Below are 16612 nucleotides of genomic sequence, written 5' to 3'. Positions count from 1 at the left end.
GAACTAACATAATAGCCAGTTATACGGTAAAAATGAGCAAATGATCAGCAATTTTTAACAATAAAAAATTAATTTTTTGTAATGTGTTTAAGAGATTAAATATACAAAAACAAAAAAGCCCCGCTATAAGCGAGGCTTTAAATAAATGTGCCGACTAACCGACTCGAGCAGGTAACTTATATAGACTACTGATTACAAGTCAGTTGCTTTAAGTTACCTAAATAAATGGTGCCGACTAACAAAGTCGAGCGGGTAACTTATACAGACTACTGATTACAAGTCAGTTGCTTAGCTCTTAACTATAATACGTTTAATTCTAAAATCGAAAACAAAAAAGCCCCGCTATAAGCGAGGCTTTTAAATAAATGGTGCCGACTAACCGAGTCGAACGGTTGACCTACTGATTACAAGTCAGTTGCTCTACCAGCTGAGCTAAGTCGGCACACAAAACTGTGTGCTAAGGCACGTTCAATTTTAAAGATTGATAACTTTTATAAAGCACTTAAAATAAAAAAACCTTGCATAAGCAAGGCCTTTCAATAAATGGTGCCTCGACGCGGAATCGAACCACGGACACGAGGATTTTCAATCCTCTGCTCTACCGACTGAGCTATCGAGGCACATAAACTGTGCTAGTTAACTAAATTTTCTAAGTTAACTTTTTACTAAACTAGTTTAGTAAATAAATGGTGCCGACTAACCGAGTCGAACGGTTGACCTACTGATTACAAGTCAGTTGCTCTACCAGCTGAGCTAAGTCGGCACACAAAACTGTGTGCTAAGGCACGTTCAATTTTAAAGATTGAGAACTTAAATTAAATGGTGCCTCGACGCGGAATCGAACCACGGACACGAGGATTTTCAATCCTCTGCTCTACCGACTGAGCTATCGAGGCACATAAACTGTGCTAACTAAAAGTAAAATAATTATTTAACTTTTAGCTTTATAAATGGTGCCGACTAACCGAGTCGAACGGTTGACCTACTGATTACAAGTCAGTTGCTCTACCAGCTGAGCTAAGTCGGCACACAAAGCTGTGTGCTAAGGCACGCGTAATAATGTTTAAACTGTTGATTAAACACCACTACTTTAATAAATGGTGCCTCGACCCGGAATCGAACCAGGGACACGAGGATTTTCAATCCTCTGCTCTACCAACTGAGCTATCGAGGCACTTAAACAGTGCTAATTAAAAATCTTAAATGATTTTTAATTCAATTCCCACTCATCTCTACCGACTGAGCTATCTGGGCGTGCGGCGTATTAAACGAGTTTTGCCCTTACAAGTCAACTTTTTTTTTATCCTTTATAACCGTTTGCACGGTTTTCAGCCAACCCTGTACATTTTTTATTAACAATGTTTATTTTTCCTACAACAAAAGTTGATGTAGCATATAAATACACTGAAACCAGACTAAAAACGTAGTGAATTATTTTTTTTAGGTGTTACGATTACTCAGATAAATACGATAAGGACTTATCGTAGTAAAATATACCAACGGGAACAATCAATGCAGAGTAAATATTCTTCGCCGGTAAAGGGCTTACTACCTCTTTTTTTAATCATTAATATAGTAGTGACATCGCTTGCTATTGTTGCCTATTCGCTTTACTCACAAAATCAAACTCGTTCTGAAAAAATAGAGCCGTCTATAAATATTGCAGATCTCGCAGCTAGGCTTGATTTACCTATGGTCGATGCTTTAACTATGTATGGCCAAGGTAAAGTAAGACAGTTACTCGATTTAACCTCATTATTAAATAATGACTTTCATTACACTTTGTATCGCTTTAACTCCACTTCACAAACAGAATTAGTATATAGCAGTACCAAACCAGCAATCGCTTCTATTAAACTAAATGAACACCTAATTGACGATGGTGTTTTACATCACTTACTAATGTTAAACGACCAACCTATTGGAGAGCTTATAATTAAGCAAAAGCAATCCAACCTTTTACTTACCATGCAGAACTCCCAAGTTGTTACCTATCTAATCGCTATTGCCAGTGTTATAGCACTGTTTATATTTGCATTAATATTTAATATGTATATAAACAATCGCTTACGTGCAAGCACTGGTTTGCTAACCGAAGAGCTTCAAGCCATCGCTGAGAACGGTAACTACGATAGTAATGTAAGTGAACAACTTGAAATAGGTTTAAATGTTGTTGCGCAAAATATTAATCTGTTGCTGCAAAAAGTACAAACGGCAATGACAAATAACGACACAGCCCAAAAAGAGCTACAAAAGCTTCAAAACAGCTTAGAAACAGAAGTGCACAACCGCACACTGGCCCTTGAACAAGCAACGTTAAAGGCCGAACGAGCAAGTGAAACTAAAACAACTTTTTTAGCGACTATGAGTCACGAAATCAGAACACCGATGAATGGTGTTATAGGTACTATTGATTTACTTCGTCAAACAGAGCTTGATGGCGCTCAGCATCGTCTGAGTACCATTATTCGTGAGTCTGCATTTTCTCTATTAAGTATATTGGACGACATTTTAGATTTCTCAAAAATTGAAGCTGGTAAACTCAATATAGACCCAATCCCATTTTCAGTAACTGATACTATTGAAGAAGTTGCTCGAGTGCTTTCCTCAGTGGCAAAAAAACGTGAGCTTGATTTAGAGCTATCTATTGCCCCAGACATTCCGATTAACCTTATAGGTGATACTATTAGAGTACGCCAAGTACTCTATAACTTATGTAGTAATGCAATTAAATTTACTAGCACGGATGAAAAAACGCAGGGCCATGTGAAAATTTCAGTTGAAGTTGCACATAATACAGCCGATCACTTCACTTTACGTTTTTGTGTAACCGATAACGGTAAAGGGATGACACAAGCTCAATTGCGAGAAATATTCAATCCATTTATTCAAGCAGAAAACTCAATCACAAGAGAATATGGCGGTACCGGTTTAGGCTTATCTATTTGTAAAAGCTTAACAGAGCTAATGCTTGGAACCATACACGTAAACAGCCATATTGGCATTGGTAGTGAATTCACTGTTGAGCTCCCATTTAGCACTTCGGGGAAAATAAAATATGATCACAAAGGAGCATTAAACGCTAAACACATTGTTGTTGTGAGTAATCACCTTGAGCGTCAAAAAGTAATGTATCGTTATTTATCATTTATGGGTGCTAAAATAACGAATGTGTATAATGAGCAGGAAATTGAAGAGCATCAATATGATCCGGATATAATTTGGGTCGTTGACGGTATCGACAATATGGATAAAATTAACGCACTTTTAAGACGTTTGCTTTATTCTTTGGAAGATAATAACCAACAAGTGGTAGTGCTGAGCAAACTAGATGAAGCAGCCATAAATCATAAAAATATTTTTTATATTAATGCAGCTCCATTATGTAAATCTAACTTTATGCTTTCAATACTTGTTGCCGCTGGCCTGCACCAACCAAAACAGATTAAAAAAACTAAAACGCTTAACAACTATTTAAATGTTGAGCAAGCCCGACAAGCTAACAAACTAATACTACTTGTTGAAGATAACCTCTTAAATCAACAGGTATTAACCGACCAGTTACACATATTGGGTTACGGAGTAGAAGTTGCCAATGATGGCGTAGAAGGCCTTAATATGTGGCGTAAAGGCAATTACTCACTTATTTTAACTGATTTACATATGCCTAAAATGTCTGGCTACGACATGGTTGAAAAAATCCGAGGTGAAGCTGAGTTACTAGAAGCAATCGATGCCCAGCCTTATATTGTAGCCGTCACGGCCAATGCTTTAAAAGGTGAGAAAGAGCGCTGTTTAGCAGTAGGTATTAATGATTTCATCACTAAACCCATTGAATTGAATGCATTAGAAAGTACTTTAAAACGCTGGAGCGATAAACAAAACAACGGTAAAAATGTTGTTATTCATCAAAATACCACTTTACCTGTTGATATGGATGCCGTTGCTAAATATGTAAACGGTGATAAAGCTAAACAAATGCGTTTTTTCAAAATGTATTTAGAACAAAGCCAAAGTTTAATTAAATCTATTAATTCGGGTGTTATGGTAAGTGACTTAAATGAAATAATTGAAGGCTGTCACCAGTTAAAGTCAATATCAAAGACAATCGGTGCGCAAATGGTGGCCGATTTAGCAACGTCATTTGAAGATAAATGTAAGGCTGATGAACTAACAAGTGATGAGCTAATTGATTTAAGAGATAAGTTAGAGATTGAATATTCAAAAGCGGCTCAATTTTTAAAAGAACAAGTGAAAATTGCCGCACAAGACGATGAGCTAATTTAGCTATCGTTTAACAAAATTAAAAAGGGCTGTTAGACAGCCCTTTTTAATTTAAAGTAAAATTACTTTTCTGGAGGTCTATAACCTTCAATTTCTACATCTTTATTTTCAAACAAAAAGCCAACCATCTGCTCTTCTAAAAATATACGATGTTCTGGATCCATCATATTTAAATGCTTTTCGTTAATCAGCATTGTTTGCTTATGTTGCCACTGAGCAAATGCTTCTTTGGAAATATTATTAAAAATCTTTTCGCCAATTTCACCTGGGTATAATTGAAACCCAAGACCTTCTGCTTCTTTTTGTAACTTTTGACAAAATACTGTACGTGCCATAATTAATTCTCTTTAGCGATAAATGCAAACAGTTTAACCTATTGGTGCAATTTGTTTAACCAACTTTTTAGTCGGTGCGGCCAAACCAACTTCTATCGACTGATCTAATGGATACCATATTAACTGTCTGTCATTAACAACATCAGGAATACCCTCTATATTCAGTACGTATGGATTTATCGTTAGTTCAAAATGCGAAAATATATGTGCAAATGGATCAAGCTGTTTTAGCTGAGCCTTAAACCCTTGCTGCGCCATAAATACTTCTAGATCTGCGTACTCAGCAAATTCAAAAAAGCCAAATAACCCCCCCCAAATTCCCGAATTAGGTCGCTTTTCCATTAAAACTTTGTCATTACACTTAATTATTAACTGATGACAGCTTTTTTTAGGCGTTGTTTTTTTAGGTTTTGAATGTGGGAACTCTTTTACCTTGCCTGCATTAAAAGCACCACAGCCTGAGTTTAATGGGCAAGCCTCGCAATCAAACCGACTGCGTGAGCAAACACTCGACCCTAAATCCATCATAGCTTGATTAAACTCGGTAACATTATCTTTAGGCGTTAACTGCTCTGATAAATGCCAAAGCTGGTTTTCGACTTTTTTAACGCCGTACCAGCCCTCAATCATAAAATAGCGCGCTAAAACTCGCTTAACGTTCCCATCTAAAATAGGGTGATGCTGCCCAAGCGACAATGATAAAACAGCCCCAGCAGTAGAGCGCCCTATTCCAGGTAAATCCATTACTTCATCGAGTGTTTTCGGAAACTCACCTTGGTATTTGTCACGCACTATTTTGGCTGTTTTATGTAAGTTACGCGCACGTGCGTAATAACCCAAACCAGTCCAGTGGTGTAATACTTGATCTTCATCAGCATCGGCTAAAGCTATGATATCTGGAAAGCTCTCCATAAATTTCTCAAAATACGGAATAACAGTAATAACTTGGGTTTGCTGCAGCATCACTTCAGACACCCACACTTTATAAGGAGTTTTACCTAGTTGCCATGGAAGCGTTTTACGCCCATGAAGGTGATACCAATCAACAACTTGATTAGAAAACCAGTGTGACTGTTCTTTATTTAAATCCAACATTTTTAACTTTTACTGATGCCCAATGGCGGCTCAGTCTATTGCAGTTAACAAAAAGATCAAGCTATACGGGGTGTAAAACCAGCTAATACTTGTGATTGCGGGCTCGGTCAGGGATAATATGCAACCATTTTTAAACACATTGTTTTTGTCAGGCCAATAATATGAGTGAATCAAGCAACACTAACCTTGAGCAAGCTAAGCAAGAAGGTAAATACATCCGCACCATTCGCAGTTTTGTAAAACGCGAAGGTCGATTAACCAAAGGCCAAGCCGCTGCAATCGAAAAATGCTGGCCAACAATGGGCCTAGAGCATAAAAACGGTATGCTTGATTTAAGCGAAGTTTTTGGCAACAACAACGATGTAGTCGTAGAAATTGGTTTTGGTATGGGTAAATCGCTTGTCGAAATGGCAACAAATGCCCCACATCTAAACTTTATCGGTATTGAAGTACACCGCCCAGGCGTTGGTGCTTGTTTAATGGATGCCGATGAAGCAGGCATTACCAACTTACGTATTTTTGAACACGATGCAGTTGAAGTACTTGCAGATTGTATACCTAATGAAAGCTTAACCACACTGCAATTATTTTTCCCTGATCCTTGGCATAAAAAACGTCATCATAAACGTCGTATTGTACAAGCTGAGTTTGTTGAAAAATTAAGAGCTCAATTAAAAATGGGCGGTGTTTTTCACATGGCTACAGATTGGGAAAACTACGCAGAGCATATGCTTGAAGTTATGAAAGTAGCGCCAGGTTTTAAAAACCAATCTGAAACAAACGATTATGTTCCACGCCCAGATTTACGCCCCCTTACTAAGTTTGAGCAACGCGGCCATCGTTTAGGCCATGGCGTATGGGATTTAATGTTTGAGCGTACTGAGTAATTAAATTTTAATTACTTAATCTCACTTTTAATAAAACTAAACATACTGTAAGGCAAAGCCATTTATGAGCGTATTAACCAACCCAAGTTTACTGTTACTTCGAAATAGCGAGGCACTAACGGGTAAATCTATCTTGGTGGTCAACTTTGTTCAAGATGGCTTTTTAACAGAGCTTAAAGAACTTAACCCGCAAAGCAAAGTAACTGCGTTTAGCTACAACCATGCTAACGGCGAGTTTGCTAAAAACACCAAAGACGTTGAGATTCATGTAAGTCATACAATACCTGGTAACGGCTACGATTTAGTTATTCTTTACTATCCTAAATCAAAACCAGAATTACTTATGGCACTTGATAATATCCGCTCTGCTATTACTGATGATGCCGAGCTATTGGTGGTAGGTGAAAACAAAAGTGGTGTTAAATCAATTGAAAAACAATTAGCTGGTAAAGCTGAGTTTAGTAACAAGATTGATTCAGCTAAGCACTGCGTTCTTTACTCATTTGCTGAAATAACCAAACACCCACACTTTGATATTACGACCTATCACAAAAAGTTTATTGTTAATGTTGCCGACACTGAGTTTACAGCTATCAGTGTTCCTGGGGTATTTAACCACGGCAGTTTGGATGCAGGAACAAAAATACTACTTGAAAACGCACCAACGATAAAACAAGGTAAAGTGCTCGACTTTGGCTGCGGCGCAGGTTTAATAGCAACCTATTTAGGACTGCAAAACTCAGCCCTTGAGTTTGTCTGTAGCGATGTTAGCGCCTTAGCAACATATGCAACAGAACAAACTTTAAAGCTAAATGGTATAAAAGGCATTGCTATATTAAGCGATGGTCTGAAAAATATTAGCGGAAAATTTGATTTAATTGTAAGTAACCCACCATTTCATACTGGTATTGCAACTGATTACACTGTTGCTGAAACTTTTCTTGCAAACGCAAAATTACATTTGACGAAAGTGGGCAAGCTGAATATTGTTGCTAACAGCTTTTTAAAGTACCCGCCTATTCTAGAGTCTCAATTTGCAGACTATCAAACGGTATTTAAAAATAATAAATTTGCTGTTTATAGTAGCTAATTTAAATATTTAACTGATTGAGCACGTTAAGTGCTCGCGCTAACTTTCGAATAAATATAAGAATTAGCCTCGTTTTTTCCTTCATTTTTCTGCGTCTTTGCTAAACTATAATCTTAACTAATTAAATTAACTCAGGCGACGATCAAACAATGCCTAAAAAAGTACATCAAAGTAGTATTCGCAAAGCGCTAATAAACTTAATTATGCTTATAACAGCTATTTGCTTGTCGTTATCTATTTCTATTTCAACTTATTTAAGTGTTAAAGAACAAAAGCAGTTAATTATTAGCAAACTGGTTATTCTTTCTGAAATTGTTGCTTTTGATGCAGGAAACTCTGTAATAACAAACAATAGAAAAAATGAAGAAAGACGGCTTAAATCGTTTGATAAAATCCCACTTGTTAAAAACATCCATATTTATTCAATAGAAAAAACCTCACAAAAACCAGTTTTTTTTATCAGTTTTAATGCAAAAAAAACACCTCCGGTGCCACTTAGAATAGATAGCATTGACGAATTAGAAACACCACGTATCAACAATGAATATATTGAGCTTATACGCCCAATTTTAAATGATGAAAAATTAGTTGGCTACGTTTACATGCGTGGAAGTCTTGAGAGCCTTGATGTATATATAAAACAAAAAATACTAATCGATATATTTTTAACGCTACTAATACTTATTGTGGTGTACTTTATTGCTATAAAAGTACAAAAACGGATTGCAAAGCCAATTGAGCATTTAAACAGACTATTGCAAGACGTATCAAAGAACCATAATTACGACGCACGAGCGCCATCAACCAATGTAAAAGAAATTACCGCGCTTTCTAACAGTTTAAATATCATGCTTGCCCGAACTCAAAAGCAACTTACCCGACACGAAAAAGATAAAGAAGAAATAAAACAATTAAACCAGAATCTAGAAGAAAAAGTAAATCGACGTACTATTGCACTTAGAGAAGCAAATCAAGATCTTTTAACGACACTTGAGCGTATGCACCAGTATCAAACACAAATTGTAGAAAATGAAAAAATGGCCTCACTTGGGCAAATGGTTGCAGGCGTTGCTCATGAGGTTAATACACCGATTGGACTTGGGATCACCGGCTCTACATTGTTGCGTGATAAACTCGCTGATATAAAACTAAGCTTTGATGATAAAAAACTTACGTCTAACCAATTAAAAAACTTTATAGATGAAGGTATAGAAAATCTTGATTTAATTTATCGTAACTTAAATCGCGCTGCTGATTTAATTTCTAACTTTAAAAAAGTTGCGGTTATCCAAGATGATGGTGACAATACCAATTTAAACATCCATAAGCTTATCAGCGATGTTCTAACATCAATGCAATCAGAGCTTACCGATAAAAACCCTGTCGTTACTATTAATTGTCCTACTGATTTAGCCATACAGAGTAAATCAGAGCCGTTACAGCAAATATTTCAACAGCTATTACTTAATTCTGTAATTCATGGTTTTTTAGATGCTGAAAACAACGAAATACGCTTTGATATTGAGCTAATCGGGAAACAACTCACTATCGTTTATAGTGACAATGGCCAAGGTGTAGATAACAGTATTAAGCATAGAATTTTTGACCCCTTTGTTACCTCTAAAAGAGGGCAAGGTGCAAGCGGTCTTGGAATGCATCTAGTTTATAATTTAGTTACGCAATCACTTGGGGGGCGAATACTCTTTGATCTAGAAGAACAACAGGGTGCACGCTTTATAATTACAATTCCTTAATGGAATATAACTAAAAAGTACATTAATTTAAAATTTAGTCCTTGAATTACTACTTAATGACCACATAAAGAGTGCATGTGGTAAAATACGTAATATTAAATAATTAATACGAAGTCATTTGTGAACTTTATCATCTTTGTGATATCACATACATTGATGAAAGGTTAGATGATGATATAATTTCGCTTTGAATTGGTTTGATTATTTTAAGCACTTTTACATAATTGATGGATGTATCGATTATTAAAAGAAAATGGCTTCGACTTTACTATTCAAATGAGTACATCCGTAGATATATCTATTAAACAGTAGTTTTTGCACGGCCCTTTTTAGTAAACTTTGAATACGCTACTGTTTAAAATTTATCCACATTGTTTTTTCTTGTTAACAATTGGATATAATCCTATAATCTCTAGTAATCGGTTTTATGTGTAATACCGATTTTTTTGTAAATAATCCAAAAGGTTAATTAATAATGCAAACGCCAGTCATTCTAATCGTAGAGGATGAAGACGTAACTCGACTAAACCTCGTTAGTTTATTTGAAGCTGAAGGTTACAAAGTTATTGAAGCCATTGATGGCGATGACATGCATGACAAGCTTACAAATAACGATGACGTTAATCTTGTAGTTATGGATATCAATCTTCCAGGTAAAAACGGTCTTATATTAGCTCGTGAATTACGCCAAAAGCGCAAAGTGGGCCTAATCTTCTTAACGGGTCGAGATAACGATGTTGATCGTATCTTGGGGCTTGAAATTGGTGCTGATGATTATATCACTAAACCGTTTAACCCACGCGAACTGACAATTAGAGCGCGTAACCTAATTACACGTACAGCGCTAGGTGGTGAAGAATCAGCACTAGAAACAAATGGTGTTATTACATTTAATGGTTGGGAACTTGATGAAAACAGCCGTTGCCTAACATCTCCCAATGGTGATGCTAAGCGTTTACCTAAAGGTGAGTACAGAGCACTGCGTTTAATGCTTGATTCTCCTGGCCGCATTTTTAGCCGTGAGCAATTAATTAAACACATGACGGGCCGTGAGCTTCGTGCAAACGACCGTACTGTTGATGTTACAATTCGTCGTATTCGTAAACACTTTGAAAGCGACAACTCAACATCAGAGTTAATCAGCACTATCCATGGTGAGGGTTATCGCTTTATTGGTAAAATTGATAGCTAATTAGAACGAACATTTACTCTAATTGCTGTAAAAATAAATGAAGGGCTTGTTGTCCTTCATTTATTTTATCTGCTAGAACATCTAACCATTCGTTTAAAACTTCATCAGTTTCATCAATAGCGCCATATTCCATTACTTTTGCATGAAGTTGCACATCATTTAAACCAACAGATCCAGCGGCTCCTTTAAGCTTGTGCGCTACCGATTTGTACTCTTCTCTATCACCGCTATTTAATGAAGCAAGTAACTCTTGTTGGTATTGTGGGTTTAACTTTTCAAACAACTGACTACTGCGTTTAAATACAACCACTCCCATTGAGTTAACAAAGTCTTCTATTGTCTCAACATCAAGTAAATGAGCATCAATGCCTTTAAGTGCTTCTGCACTTACTTTTAACTGAGGCGCTTTATTCTCTATTTTTTTAATATCGAATAGGTCAGCAAGCATTTTATCAAGCTTCACTGTATTAATAGGTTTAGCAAGTGCTCCTTGTATTGATATTCCCGCAAGCTCTTCTTCTGCGCTTCGAACGTTAGCAGTAAGTGCAACAATCGGTAATTTATCAAAATAACTATCTGCTCGTATCTGCCTAGCTACTTCGTCACCATTTATATCTGGTAATTGCATATCAAGTAAAATTAAATCTAAATCGTCTTCAGTTTCAACAAAAGATAGAGCATCTTCACCTGTTTCGGCCCATAATACTTCGTGTCCTCGCTGCTCTAATAAGTTAGTCGCAATCTCTGCATTGAGCGGCACATCTTCTACCAGTAAAATATGCAGGCTTCGACCAACATAACCTTGTTCCGTTGGAGCAATACAGAGGCTTAACGGTATTTGAACCGTAAAACAACTGCCCTTCCCTTCGGTACTATCGACAGTGATAATACCATTCATAGCACTCACTAAGGCCTTCGTAACAGCAAGTCCTATTCCTGAACCAATTGCATTAGTCCCTTTTATATCTGGTGCTTTATAATACATATCAAATATTCGTGGGAGTTGCTCTTGCGGTATGCCTTGGCCTGTATCTGAAATTTTCATGACTAACCAAGCGCCTTCAGAGCGATTTTCTCTACGGCAAACAAGCTTAACTTCACCTTGCTGAGTAAACTTAACAGCGTTATTAATTAAGTTCCATACAACCTGGCGCAATCGGGTCGGATCTAACTCTGCATATACGTCAAGCACACCATGACGCTCAATATTAAACTTTAGTTCTTTTTGTTCAGCAATAAGCCCAGCAAAATTCACAACGTCATTAATAAAGTCAGAAACATTAATTGAATTAGTGGCTATATCGAGTTGTTCTCTATCTATTTTATCTAAATCTATAATATCGTTAAAAATATTACCTAATGTTTCAGCACTCGAGAAGACTGTATTACACCAACTGCGTTGCTGTTTATTAAGATCCGTATCAAGTAACATCCGAGTTAACCCAACAATACCATTTAGCGGAGTACGTAACTCATGACTCAATGTTGCAATAAACTTCCCTTTATCTTTATATGCTGTTTCAAGTGCTTGCGCGGCTTCTTTTCGGCTGGTGATGTCACGGCCAAAGCCAAGTAAACCTATGTAATCGCCCTCATCATTAATAAAAGGAAGTTTACGTAGTTCAAACCAACGAGTTTCACCGTTTACTTCGTAACCAACATCGATAGTTAGGGGTTGATGGTTTTGCTCTACTTCTTTATCGGTTCTTAAAACTTCAGATAGAAAATCACTTGGAAATATTTGCTCAACTGTTTTACCAATAAGCTCACTGCTGGACTTTCCCATTACTTCTTCAAATACTTTATTACATCCAGCAAACACACCATTGTTATCGCGGTAATAAAATAAATCAGGTGATGAGTCAACAATAGAGCGTTGCAACATACTTTGTTGTGCTAACTCTTGCTGTGTTTTTTTACGTTCTGCTATTTCTCGGCGTAACTCTTCAATAGCGCGATGCTTAGCATGAAATGCCATTTTACGTTCATCAATTTCAATATTTAATCGGCTGATATTATCTTTAAGCGTCTGATTTAGTAATTTTTCTTGTTTGGTTGCGCTATCTAAATATGCATATGAGGCGTCTAACTGACGGATTGAATTGAGTAGCACACTAATAATTAGCGGAGACACAACAGCAGCAAAAAAAACCACGGCTAAAATATCAACAAAGTGAAATTCACCTATTGCGACATAATAAAACATGCTCGATAAAATAAGAGATGCGGCTAATAATAAAGAATAACAAATAGCGGCAGTTTTAAACTCACCAAATCGTGTTATTAAGCTGGAAAGTACCCGAACCCAAGGGCTCAAAGAATAATCGGTCATACGTAATTTTATCTCTTAGCGGTGTGCTTAAACATAAGTAAGGCAGTAAAAATTGCTAAACATACTATTTTTGCCGATTTTAGCATTTTTCTATTAGCTATTTTCATGTTGTGCGACAAAAACAGAAAAAATTCATGCTCGAAAGTAAACACTATTAAAGTCCTCATTTCAGGAGATGATTATTTCGTGTAAAATACGACGCCTTATCATTGCAATTAACGAGTAACATACCATGCAAACTAATATGCCCGATATAGCTGACACCGCCCCCGCTTTACAAACAGGTAAATTAGACTGGGTTGGTATGGGTGAAATTGAGCTGCCATTCATTTTCGAATCCCGTGATTTAGCGCCTGTTACTGTTAATGCTAAAGCCCGTGCATTTGTTAACCTTCACAAAGAAGAGGCTAAAGGCATTCATATGTCGCGCCTATTTTTAGCCCTTGATATGTTGTCTACTGAGCAGCAAGTTAACCCTCAAACTATAGCGCAAGCACTCGATACATTTATTACTAGTCACGAAGGCCTGAGCGATAAAGCACAAATTGAATTTAAATTTGAACTACCATTACGCCGTAAATCACTACTAAGTGGTAAAACAGGTTGGAAAAGCTATCCAATTACGCTCACTAGTACACTTGAAAATAACAATATTCATTATGAGCTAACAGTCGACGTTACTTATTCTTCAACCTGTCCCTGTTCAGCGGCGCTTGCTCGTCAGCTGATACAAAATGCATTTAGTGAGAAGTTTAATCAAGAAACACTGAGCCAGAAAGACGTACATGAGTGGCTTGGTACAACGCAAGGTATTGTTGCCACCCCTCACTCACAACGCTCTATTGCTAATGTAAAAGTAAAACTTAATAGCAAAACTGATGAATTTGACGTCGTAAATTTAATAAACATGCTTGAGGAGGAACTAAAAACACCTGTTCAAGCCGCAGTTAAGCGCGAAGATGAACAGGAGTTTGCTCGTTTGAATGGTCAAAACTTAATGTTTTGCGAAGATGCTGCACGTAAAATAAAAGCATTACTTGAACATAATAATTACGCAGATTATTGGCTACAAATAAACCATTATGAATCACTCCATGCCCATGATGCAGTTGCTATTGCAGTTAAAGGGCTCACTAACGGTTATCAAGCTTAACCATAAACTGAATAAAGCATAAAAACGCGATAACAATAAAACCTTAATACACATTATTTAGGCACACTAATTGCTTTAGTTATGCAGTGTCAATTTGTTGTTATGAGGTTACCGTATGGAATTCGCTTTATTATCTATTTTAGTATTAGTTGTGGGTGCGTCTGTTGTTGTATCAAAATTTAGTGACGATGGTGGGAATCCGTATCCATTTACTCGCAAGCAGAGCGTATTTACACAAGTAGAGAGTGCCTTTTTAAGTTTATTAGAACGTGCTGTTGGCGATCAATACAAAATTGTAAGCCGCGTAAAATTAGTCGATGTAATTGATTGTAAAGAAGGCTTATCACCTAAATCTAAACGTGCAGCAATTGCTAAAGCAAAAAATAAACAACTTGATTTTGTATTAATCGATAAAGATAAAATGACTATTGTAGCCGCAGTTGATTTAGTTAATAACGCAAATAAAGATGGCCACAAAGCACAGCGTGATTGGTTTGTTAATGGTGCACTTGAAGCAGCAGGTATTCCTCATATTCGAATGAAAGTAAAGTCGGGATACCGCCCTTCTGAAGTACGCGATGCTATTATGTATAAAATTGGTAAACCTGGCGCCTCTCAAGCAAAACGCCCAATTCGTAATCGTGTTCATAAACCGGCAGTACTATCTCCTTCTCAAGCAAAGGCACAAACAACAGCTTTAGCTGAAATTTAGTAATACTCTGAGCTAAACACGTTTCTAAAAGTATTTTAAGCGAGCCGTGAAAACTGCTCGCTTTTTTGTTTTTTATGGCTAACTTCACGTATAATCAAGTCATTCAAACTCAGGAATTAAACATTATGAATGTTGGTATTATTGGCGCAATGGAGCCAGAAGTTAAAATTTTACGCGAAGCTATGCAAAATCCACAAATTTTAACTAAAGCAGGTTTCACTTTTTACACTGGCGAACTAGCTGGCAACACAGTAACACTTGTTCAATCTGGTATTGGTAAAGTGGCATCAACTATTGCAACCACCTTACTTATCGATAACTTTAAACCTGACTGTGTAATTAACACAGGCTCAGCCGGTGGATTCGATCCATCGCTAAGTGTTGGCGACGTAGTCATTTCGTCAGAAGTACGTCACCATGATGTAGACGTCACTGCTTTTGGTTATGAGATTGGCCAAGTACCACAAATGCCAGCAGGCTTTGCAGCTCACCCTAAATTGGTTGAAGCAGCAGAGCAAACAATCGCAAAAATTAGTGATGTTAAAACATTAGTGGGCTTAATTTGTACTGGCGACACATTTATGTGTGACCCTGTACGCATTGATAAAGCACGCAGCGATTTTCCTACAATGCTTGCCGTTGAAATGGAAGGAGCTTCAATTGCACAAACATGTTTTACGCTTAATACACCATTTGTGGTTATTCGTTCGATGTCTGATATTGCAGGAAAAGAATCACCGCAGTCATTTGAAGAATACCTAGAAACAGCATCAATCAATTCATCTAAAATGGTCGTCGCACTTTTAGAAAAGCTAACGGCAGTATCTCTGTAAATGCTTAGCAATATTGTTCAGAACCATTTGGACTTTATTGCCTTTATTATAGCGCTCTTTGCTGAGCGCTTTATTCCTCTTGTTAGTTGGTATCACCCCAATACAGCGTTAAATGCTGTTTTTAGTGCTATTGGTAAGCGTGTATATAAAAGCAAAGAACCTAAAAGTTACCAATATTTAGCTGCAACACTCGCAAGCACGCTTATTTTAAGTGTCATTCTCATTATTGTGGTGCTATTGCTTGAATTCGCTTTTTACCCTGAATTACTCGCAGGCCTTATTTTATATTTATGCCTCGAAAGTAAAAGTATTGATAAAAAAGCGCTGCGTATTGCAAAACTAACTAAACAAAATCAAAAATCGACAGCACGCGAATTACTAAAACCACTGCTTGTCCGTGATGTAAGCAGACTTTCATCTGCTGGTATTATCAAAGCATTAATAGAGAGTTTAATACTGCGCACTGCTCGATACTATTTCGTAGTTATATTTATATTTTTAGCTTTTGGCCCCATTGCCGCCCTTGCTTATCGACTACTTACCTTAATACTGCAAGCATGGCGTGGAGATATCTCTCCTAACAGCCCGTTTTTAAAGCCACTTAAAGTAAGTTTGTTTATCATTGAGTTTATTCCTATGCGCTTACTCGCTTTAACTATTGCAGCGAGTAGAGCAAGCAAACAAGGCATGCATTATATAAAGCATTATGGCCGGCACTTTTATCAAACAAATACGGGCTGGCTACTCAGTACATGCTCTGCATCTATTGGGGTACAACTAGGCGGACCAGCTGTTTATTTTGGAACTCGCTTTAATAAAATGCGTATTGGTACTGATAGATTACCCACACCCAATGATGTACCCGTAATAATTAATAGACTGAATCAGGCACGTGTATTTTGGTTGTTAGTGATAGTCAGCATAGAAATATTAAAAGTGATTTAA

Annotated in this window: 12 protein-coding genes and 6 tRNA genes; 9 read left to right on the top strand and 9 right to left on the bottom strand. The window is 37.0% G+C overall.

Annotated features, from left to right (window positions below):
- Positions 1–366: 366 nt before the first annotated feature.
- The 6 genes from NRL14_RS16785 to NRL14_RS16760 all read right to left on the bottom strand — a co-directional run bounded on the left by NRL14_RS16785 (position 367) and on the right by NRL14_RS16760 (position 1174).
- Positions 367–442 (bottom strand) — tRNA-Thr (locus tag NRL14_RS16785).
- A gap of 102 nt (positions 443–544) precedes the next feature.
- Positions 545–620, bottom strand: a tRNA-Phe gene (locus NRL14_RS16780).
- A 67-nt stretch (positions 621–687) separates the two neighbouring features.
- Positions 688–763: transfer RNA gene (locus NRL14_RS16775), tRNA-Thr, on the bottom strand.
- 57 nt (positions 764–820) lie between these two features.
- Positions 821–896: transfer RNA gene (locus tag NRL14_RS16770), tRNA-Phe, on the bottom strand.
- A 55-nt stretch (positions 897–951) separates the two neighbouring features.
- Positions 952–1027 (bottom strand) — tRNA-Thr (locus NRL14_RS16765).
- A 71-nt stretch (positions 1028–1098) separates the two neighbouring features.
- Positions 1099–1174: transfer RNA gene (locus NRL14_RS16760), tRNA-Phe, on the bottom strand.
- A 338-nt stretch (positions 1175–1512) separates the two neighbouring features.
- On the opposite strand from NRL14_RS16760, the gene NRL14_RS16755 reads away from it, so the two are divergent.
- Complete coding sequence (locus tag NRL14_RS16755) at positions 1513–4287, top strand: hybrid sensor histidine kinase/response regulator (protein ID WP_306725171.1); 2775 nt, start codon at positions 1513–1515, stop codon at positions 4285–4287.
- Positions 4288–4346: 59 nt separating this feature from the next.
- On the opposite strand, the gene NRL14_RS16750 is transcribed toward NRL14_RS16755, so the two are convergent.
- Together NRL14_RS16750 and mutY are read right to left on the bottom strand one after the other, a co-directional pair.
- Entirely contained in the window at positions 4347–4619 is a 273-nt protein-coding gene (locus tag NRL14_RS16750; protein ID WP_007378389.1) for an oxidative damage protection protein, read from the bottom strand.
- A gap of 33 nt (positions 4620–4652) precedes the next feature.
- Positions 4653–5714 carry an A/G-specific adenine glycosylase gene (gene mutY, locus NRL14_RS16745; RefSeq protein WP_306725170.1) on the bottom strand — a complete coding sequence of 354 codons (1062 nt, stop codon included), beginning with the start codon at positions 5712–5714 and terminating at the stop codon, positions 4653–4655.
- A gap of 161 nt (positions 5715–5875) precedes the next feature.
- Between mutY and trmB the strand changes: the two genes are divergently transcribed.
- The 4 genes from trmB to arcA all read left to right on the top strand — a co-directional run bounded on the left by trmB (position 5876) and on the right by arcA (position 10637).
- Entirely contained in the window at positions 5876–6601 is a 726-nt protein-coding gene (gene trmB, locus NRL14_RS16740; protein ID WP_149606945.1) for a tRNA (guanosine(46)-N7)-methyltransferase TrmB, read from the top strand.
- 64 nt (positions 6602–6665) lie between these two features.
- Positions 6666–7691 carry a methyltransferase gene (locus NRL14_RS16735; RefSeq protein ID WP_149606944.1) on the top strand — a complete coding sequence of 342 codons (1026 nt, stop codon included), beginning with the start codon at positions 6666–6668 and terminating at the stop codon, positions 7689–7691.
- A gap of 149 nt (positions 7692–7840) precedes the next feature.
- Positions 7841–9445, top strand: coding sequence for a sensor histidine kinase (locus NRL14_RS16730; protein ID WP_007378394.1), 1605 nt, complete (start codon positions 7841–7843; stop codon positions 9443–9445).
- A gap of 475 nt (positions 9446–9920) precedes the next feature.
- A complete protein-coding gene (gene arcA, locus NRL14_RS16725) occupies positions 9921–10637 on the top strand; it encodes a two-component system response regulator ArcA (RefSeq protein ID WP_007378395.1) in 717 nt (238 codons plus the stop codon).
- A gap of 13 nt (positions 10638–10650) precedes the next feature.
- On the opposite strand, the gene arcB is transcribed toward arcA, so the two are convergent.
- A complete protein-coding gene (arcB, locus tag NRL14_RS16720) occupies positions 10651–12969 on the bottom strand; it encodes an aerobic respiration two-component sensor histidine kinase ArcB (protein ID WP_007378396.1) in 2319 nt (772 codons plus the stop codon).
- 232 nt (positions 12970–13201) lie between these two features.
- Here arcB and folE2 point away from each other — a divergent pair, with 232 nt between their 5' ends.
- The 4 genes from folE2 to NRL14_RS16700 all read left to right on the top strand — a co-directional run bounded on the left by folE2 (position 13202) and on the right by NRL14_RS16700 (position 16612).
- On the top strand, positions 13202–14122 hold the full coding sequence (gene folE2, locus NRL14_RS16715) for a GTP cyclohydrolase FolE2 (protein ID WP_008133794.1): 921 nt from the start codon (positions 13202–13204) through the stop codon (positions 14120–14122).
- A gap of 115 nt (positions 14123–14237) precedes the next feature.
- On the top strand, positions 14238–14834 hold the full coding sequence (locus tag NRL14_RS16710) for a DUF2726 domain-containing protein (RefSeq protein ID WP_007378398.1): 597 nt from the start codon (positions 14238–14240) through the stop codon (positions 14832–14834).
- Between the two features lie 125 nt (positions 14835–14959).
- Positions 14960–15667, top strand: a complete 708-nt coding sequence (mtnN, locus tag NRL14_RS16705) for a 5'-methylthioadenosine/S-adenosylhomocysteine nucleosidase (protein ID WP_008133796.1) — start codon at positions 14960–14962, stop codon at positions 15665–15667.
- Complete coding sequence (locus NRL14_RS16700) at positions 15668–16612, top strand: cobalamin biosynthesis protein (RefSeq protein ID WP_306725169.1); 945 nt, start codon at positions 15668–15670, stop codon at positions 16610–16612.

It is taken from the genome of Pseudoalteromonas sp. 20-92 (genome assembly GCF_030847595.1).
Lineage (GTDB): Bacteria > Pseudomonadota > Gammaproteobacteria > Enterobacterales > Alteromonadaceae > Pseudoalteromonas > Pseudoalteromonas fuliginea.
This window is presented reverse-complemented; position numbering and strand designations above follow the sequence as displayed.

What these genes read in the sequence shown, in the direction of transcription:
- NRL14_RS16755 (WP_306725171.1), top strand. Translation starts at nt 1,513, where the DNA reads ATGCAGAGTAAATATTCTTCGCCGGTAAAGGGCTTACTACCTCTTTTT.
- NRL14_RS16750 (WP_007378389.1), bottom strand. Translation starts at nt 4,619, where the DNA reads ATGGCACGTACAGTATTTTGTCAAAAGTTACAAAAAGAAGCAGAAGGT.
- mutY (WP_306725170.1), bottom strand. Translation starts at nt 5,714, where the DNA reads ATGTTGGATTTAAATAAAGAACAGTCACACTGGTTTTCTAATCAAGTT.
- trmB (WP_149606945.1), top strand. Translation starts at nt 5,876, where the DNA reads ATGAGTGAATCAAGCAACACTAACCTTGAGCAAGCTAAGCAAGAAGGT.
- NRL14_RS16735 (WP_149606944.1), top strand. Translation starts at nt 6,666, where the DNA reads ATGAGCGTATTAACCAACCCAAGTTTACTGTTACTTCGAAATAGCGAG.
- NRL14_RS16730 (WP_007378394.1), top strand. Translation starts at nt 7,841, where the DNA reads ATGCCTAAAAAAGTACATCAAAGTAGTATTCGCAAAGCGCTAATAAAC.
- arcA (WP_007378395.1), top strand. Translation starts at nt 9,921, where the DNA reads ATGCAAACGCCAGTCATTCTAATCGTAGAGGATGAAGACGTAACTCGA.
- arcB (WP_007378396.1), bottom strand. Translation starts at nt 12,969, where the DNA reads ATGACCGATTATTCTTTGAGCCCTTGGGTTCGGGTACTTTCCAGCTTA.
- folE2 (WP_008133794.1), top strand. Translation starts at nt 13,202, where the DNA reads ATGCAAACTAATATGCCCGATATAGCTGACACCGCCCCCGCTTTACAA.
- NRL14_RS16710 (WP_007378398.1), top strand. Translation starts at nt 14,238, where the DNA reads ATGGAATTCGCTTTATTATCTATTTTAGTATTAGTTGTGGGTGCGTCT.
- mtnN (WP_008133796.1), top strand. Translation starts at nt 14,960, where the DNA reads ATGAATGTTGGTATTATTGGCGCAATGGAGCCAGAAGTTAAAATTTTA.
- NRL14_RS16700 (WP_306725169.1), top strand. Translation starts at nt 15,668, where the DNA reads ATGCTTAGCAATATTGTTCAGAACCATTTGGACTTTATTGCCTTTATT.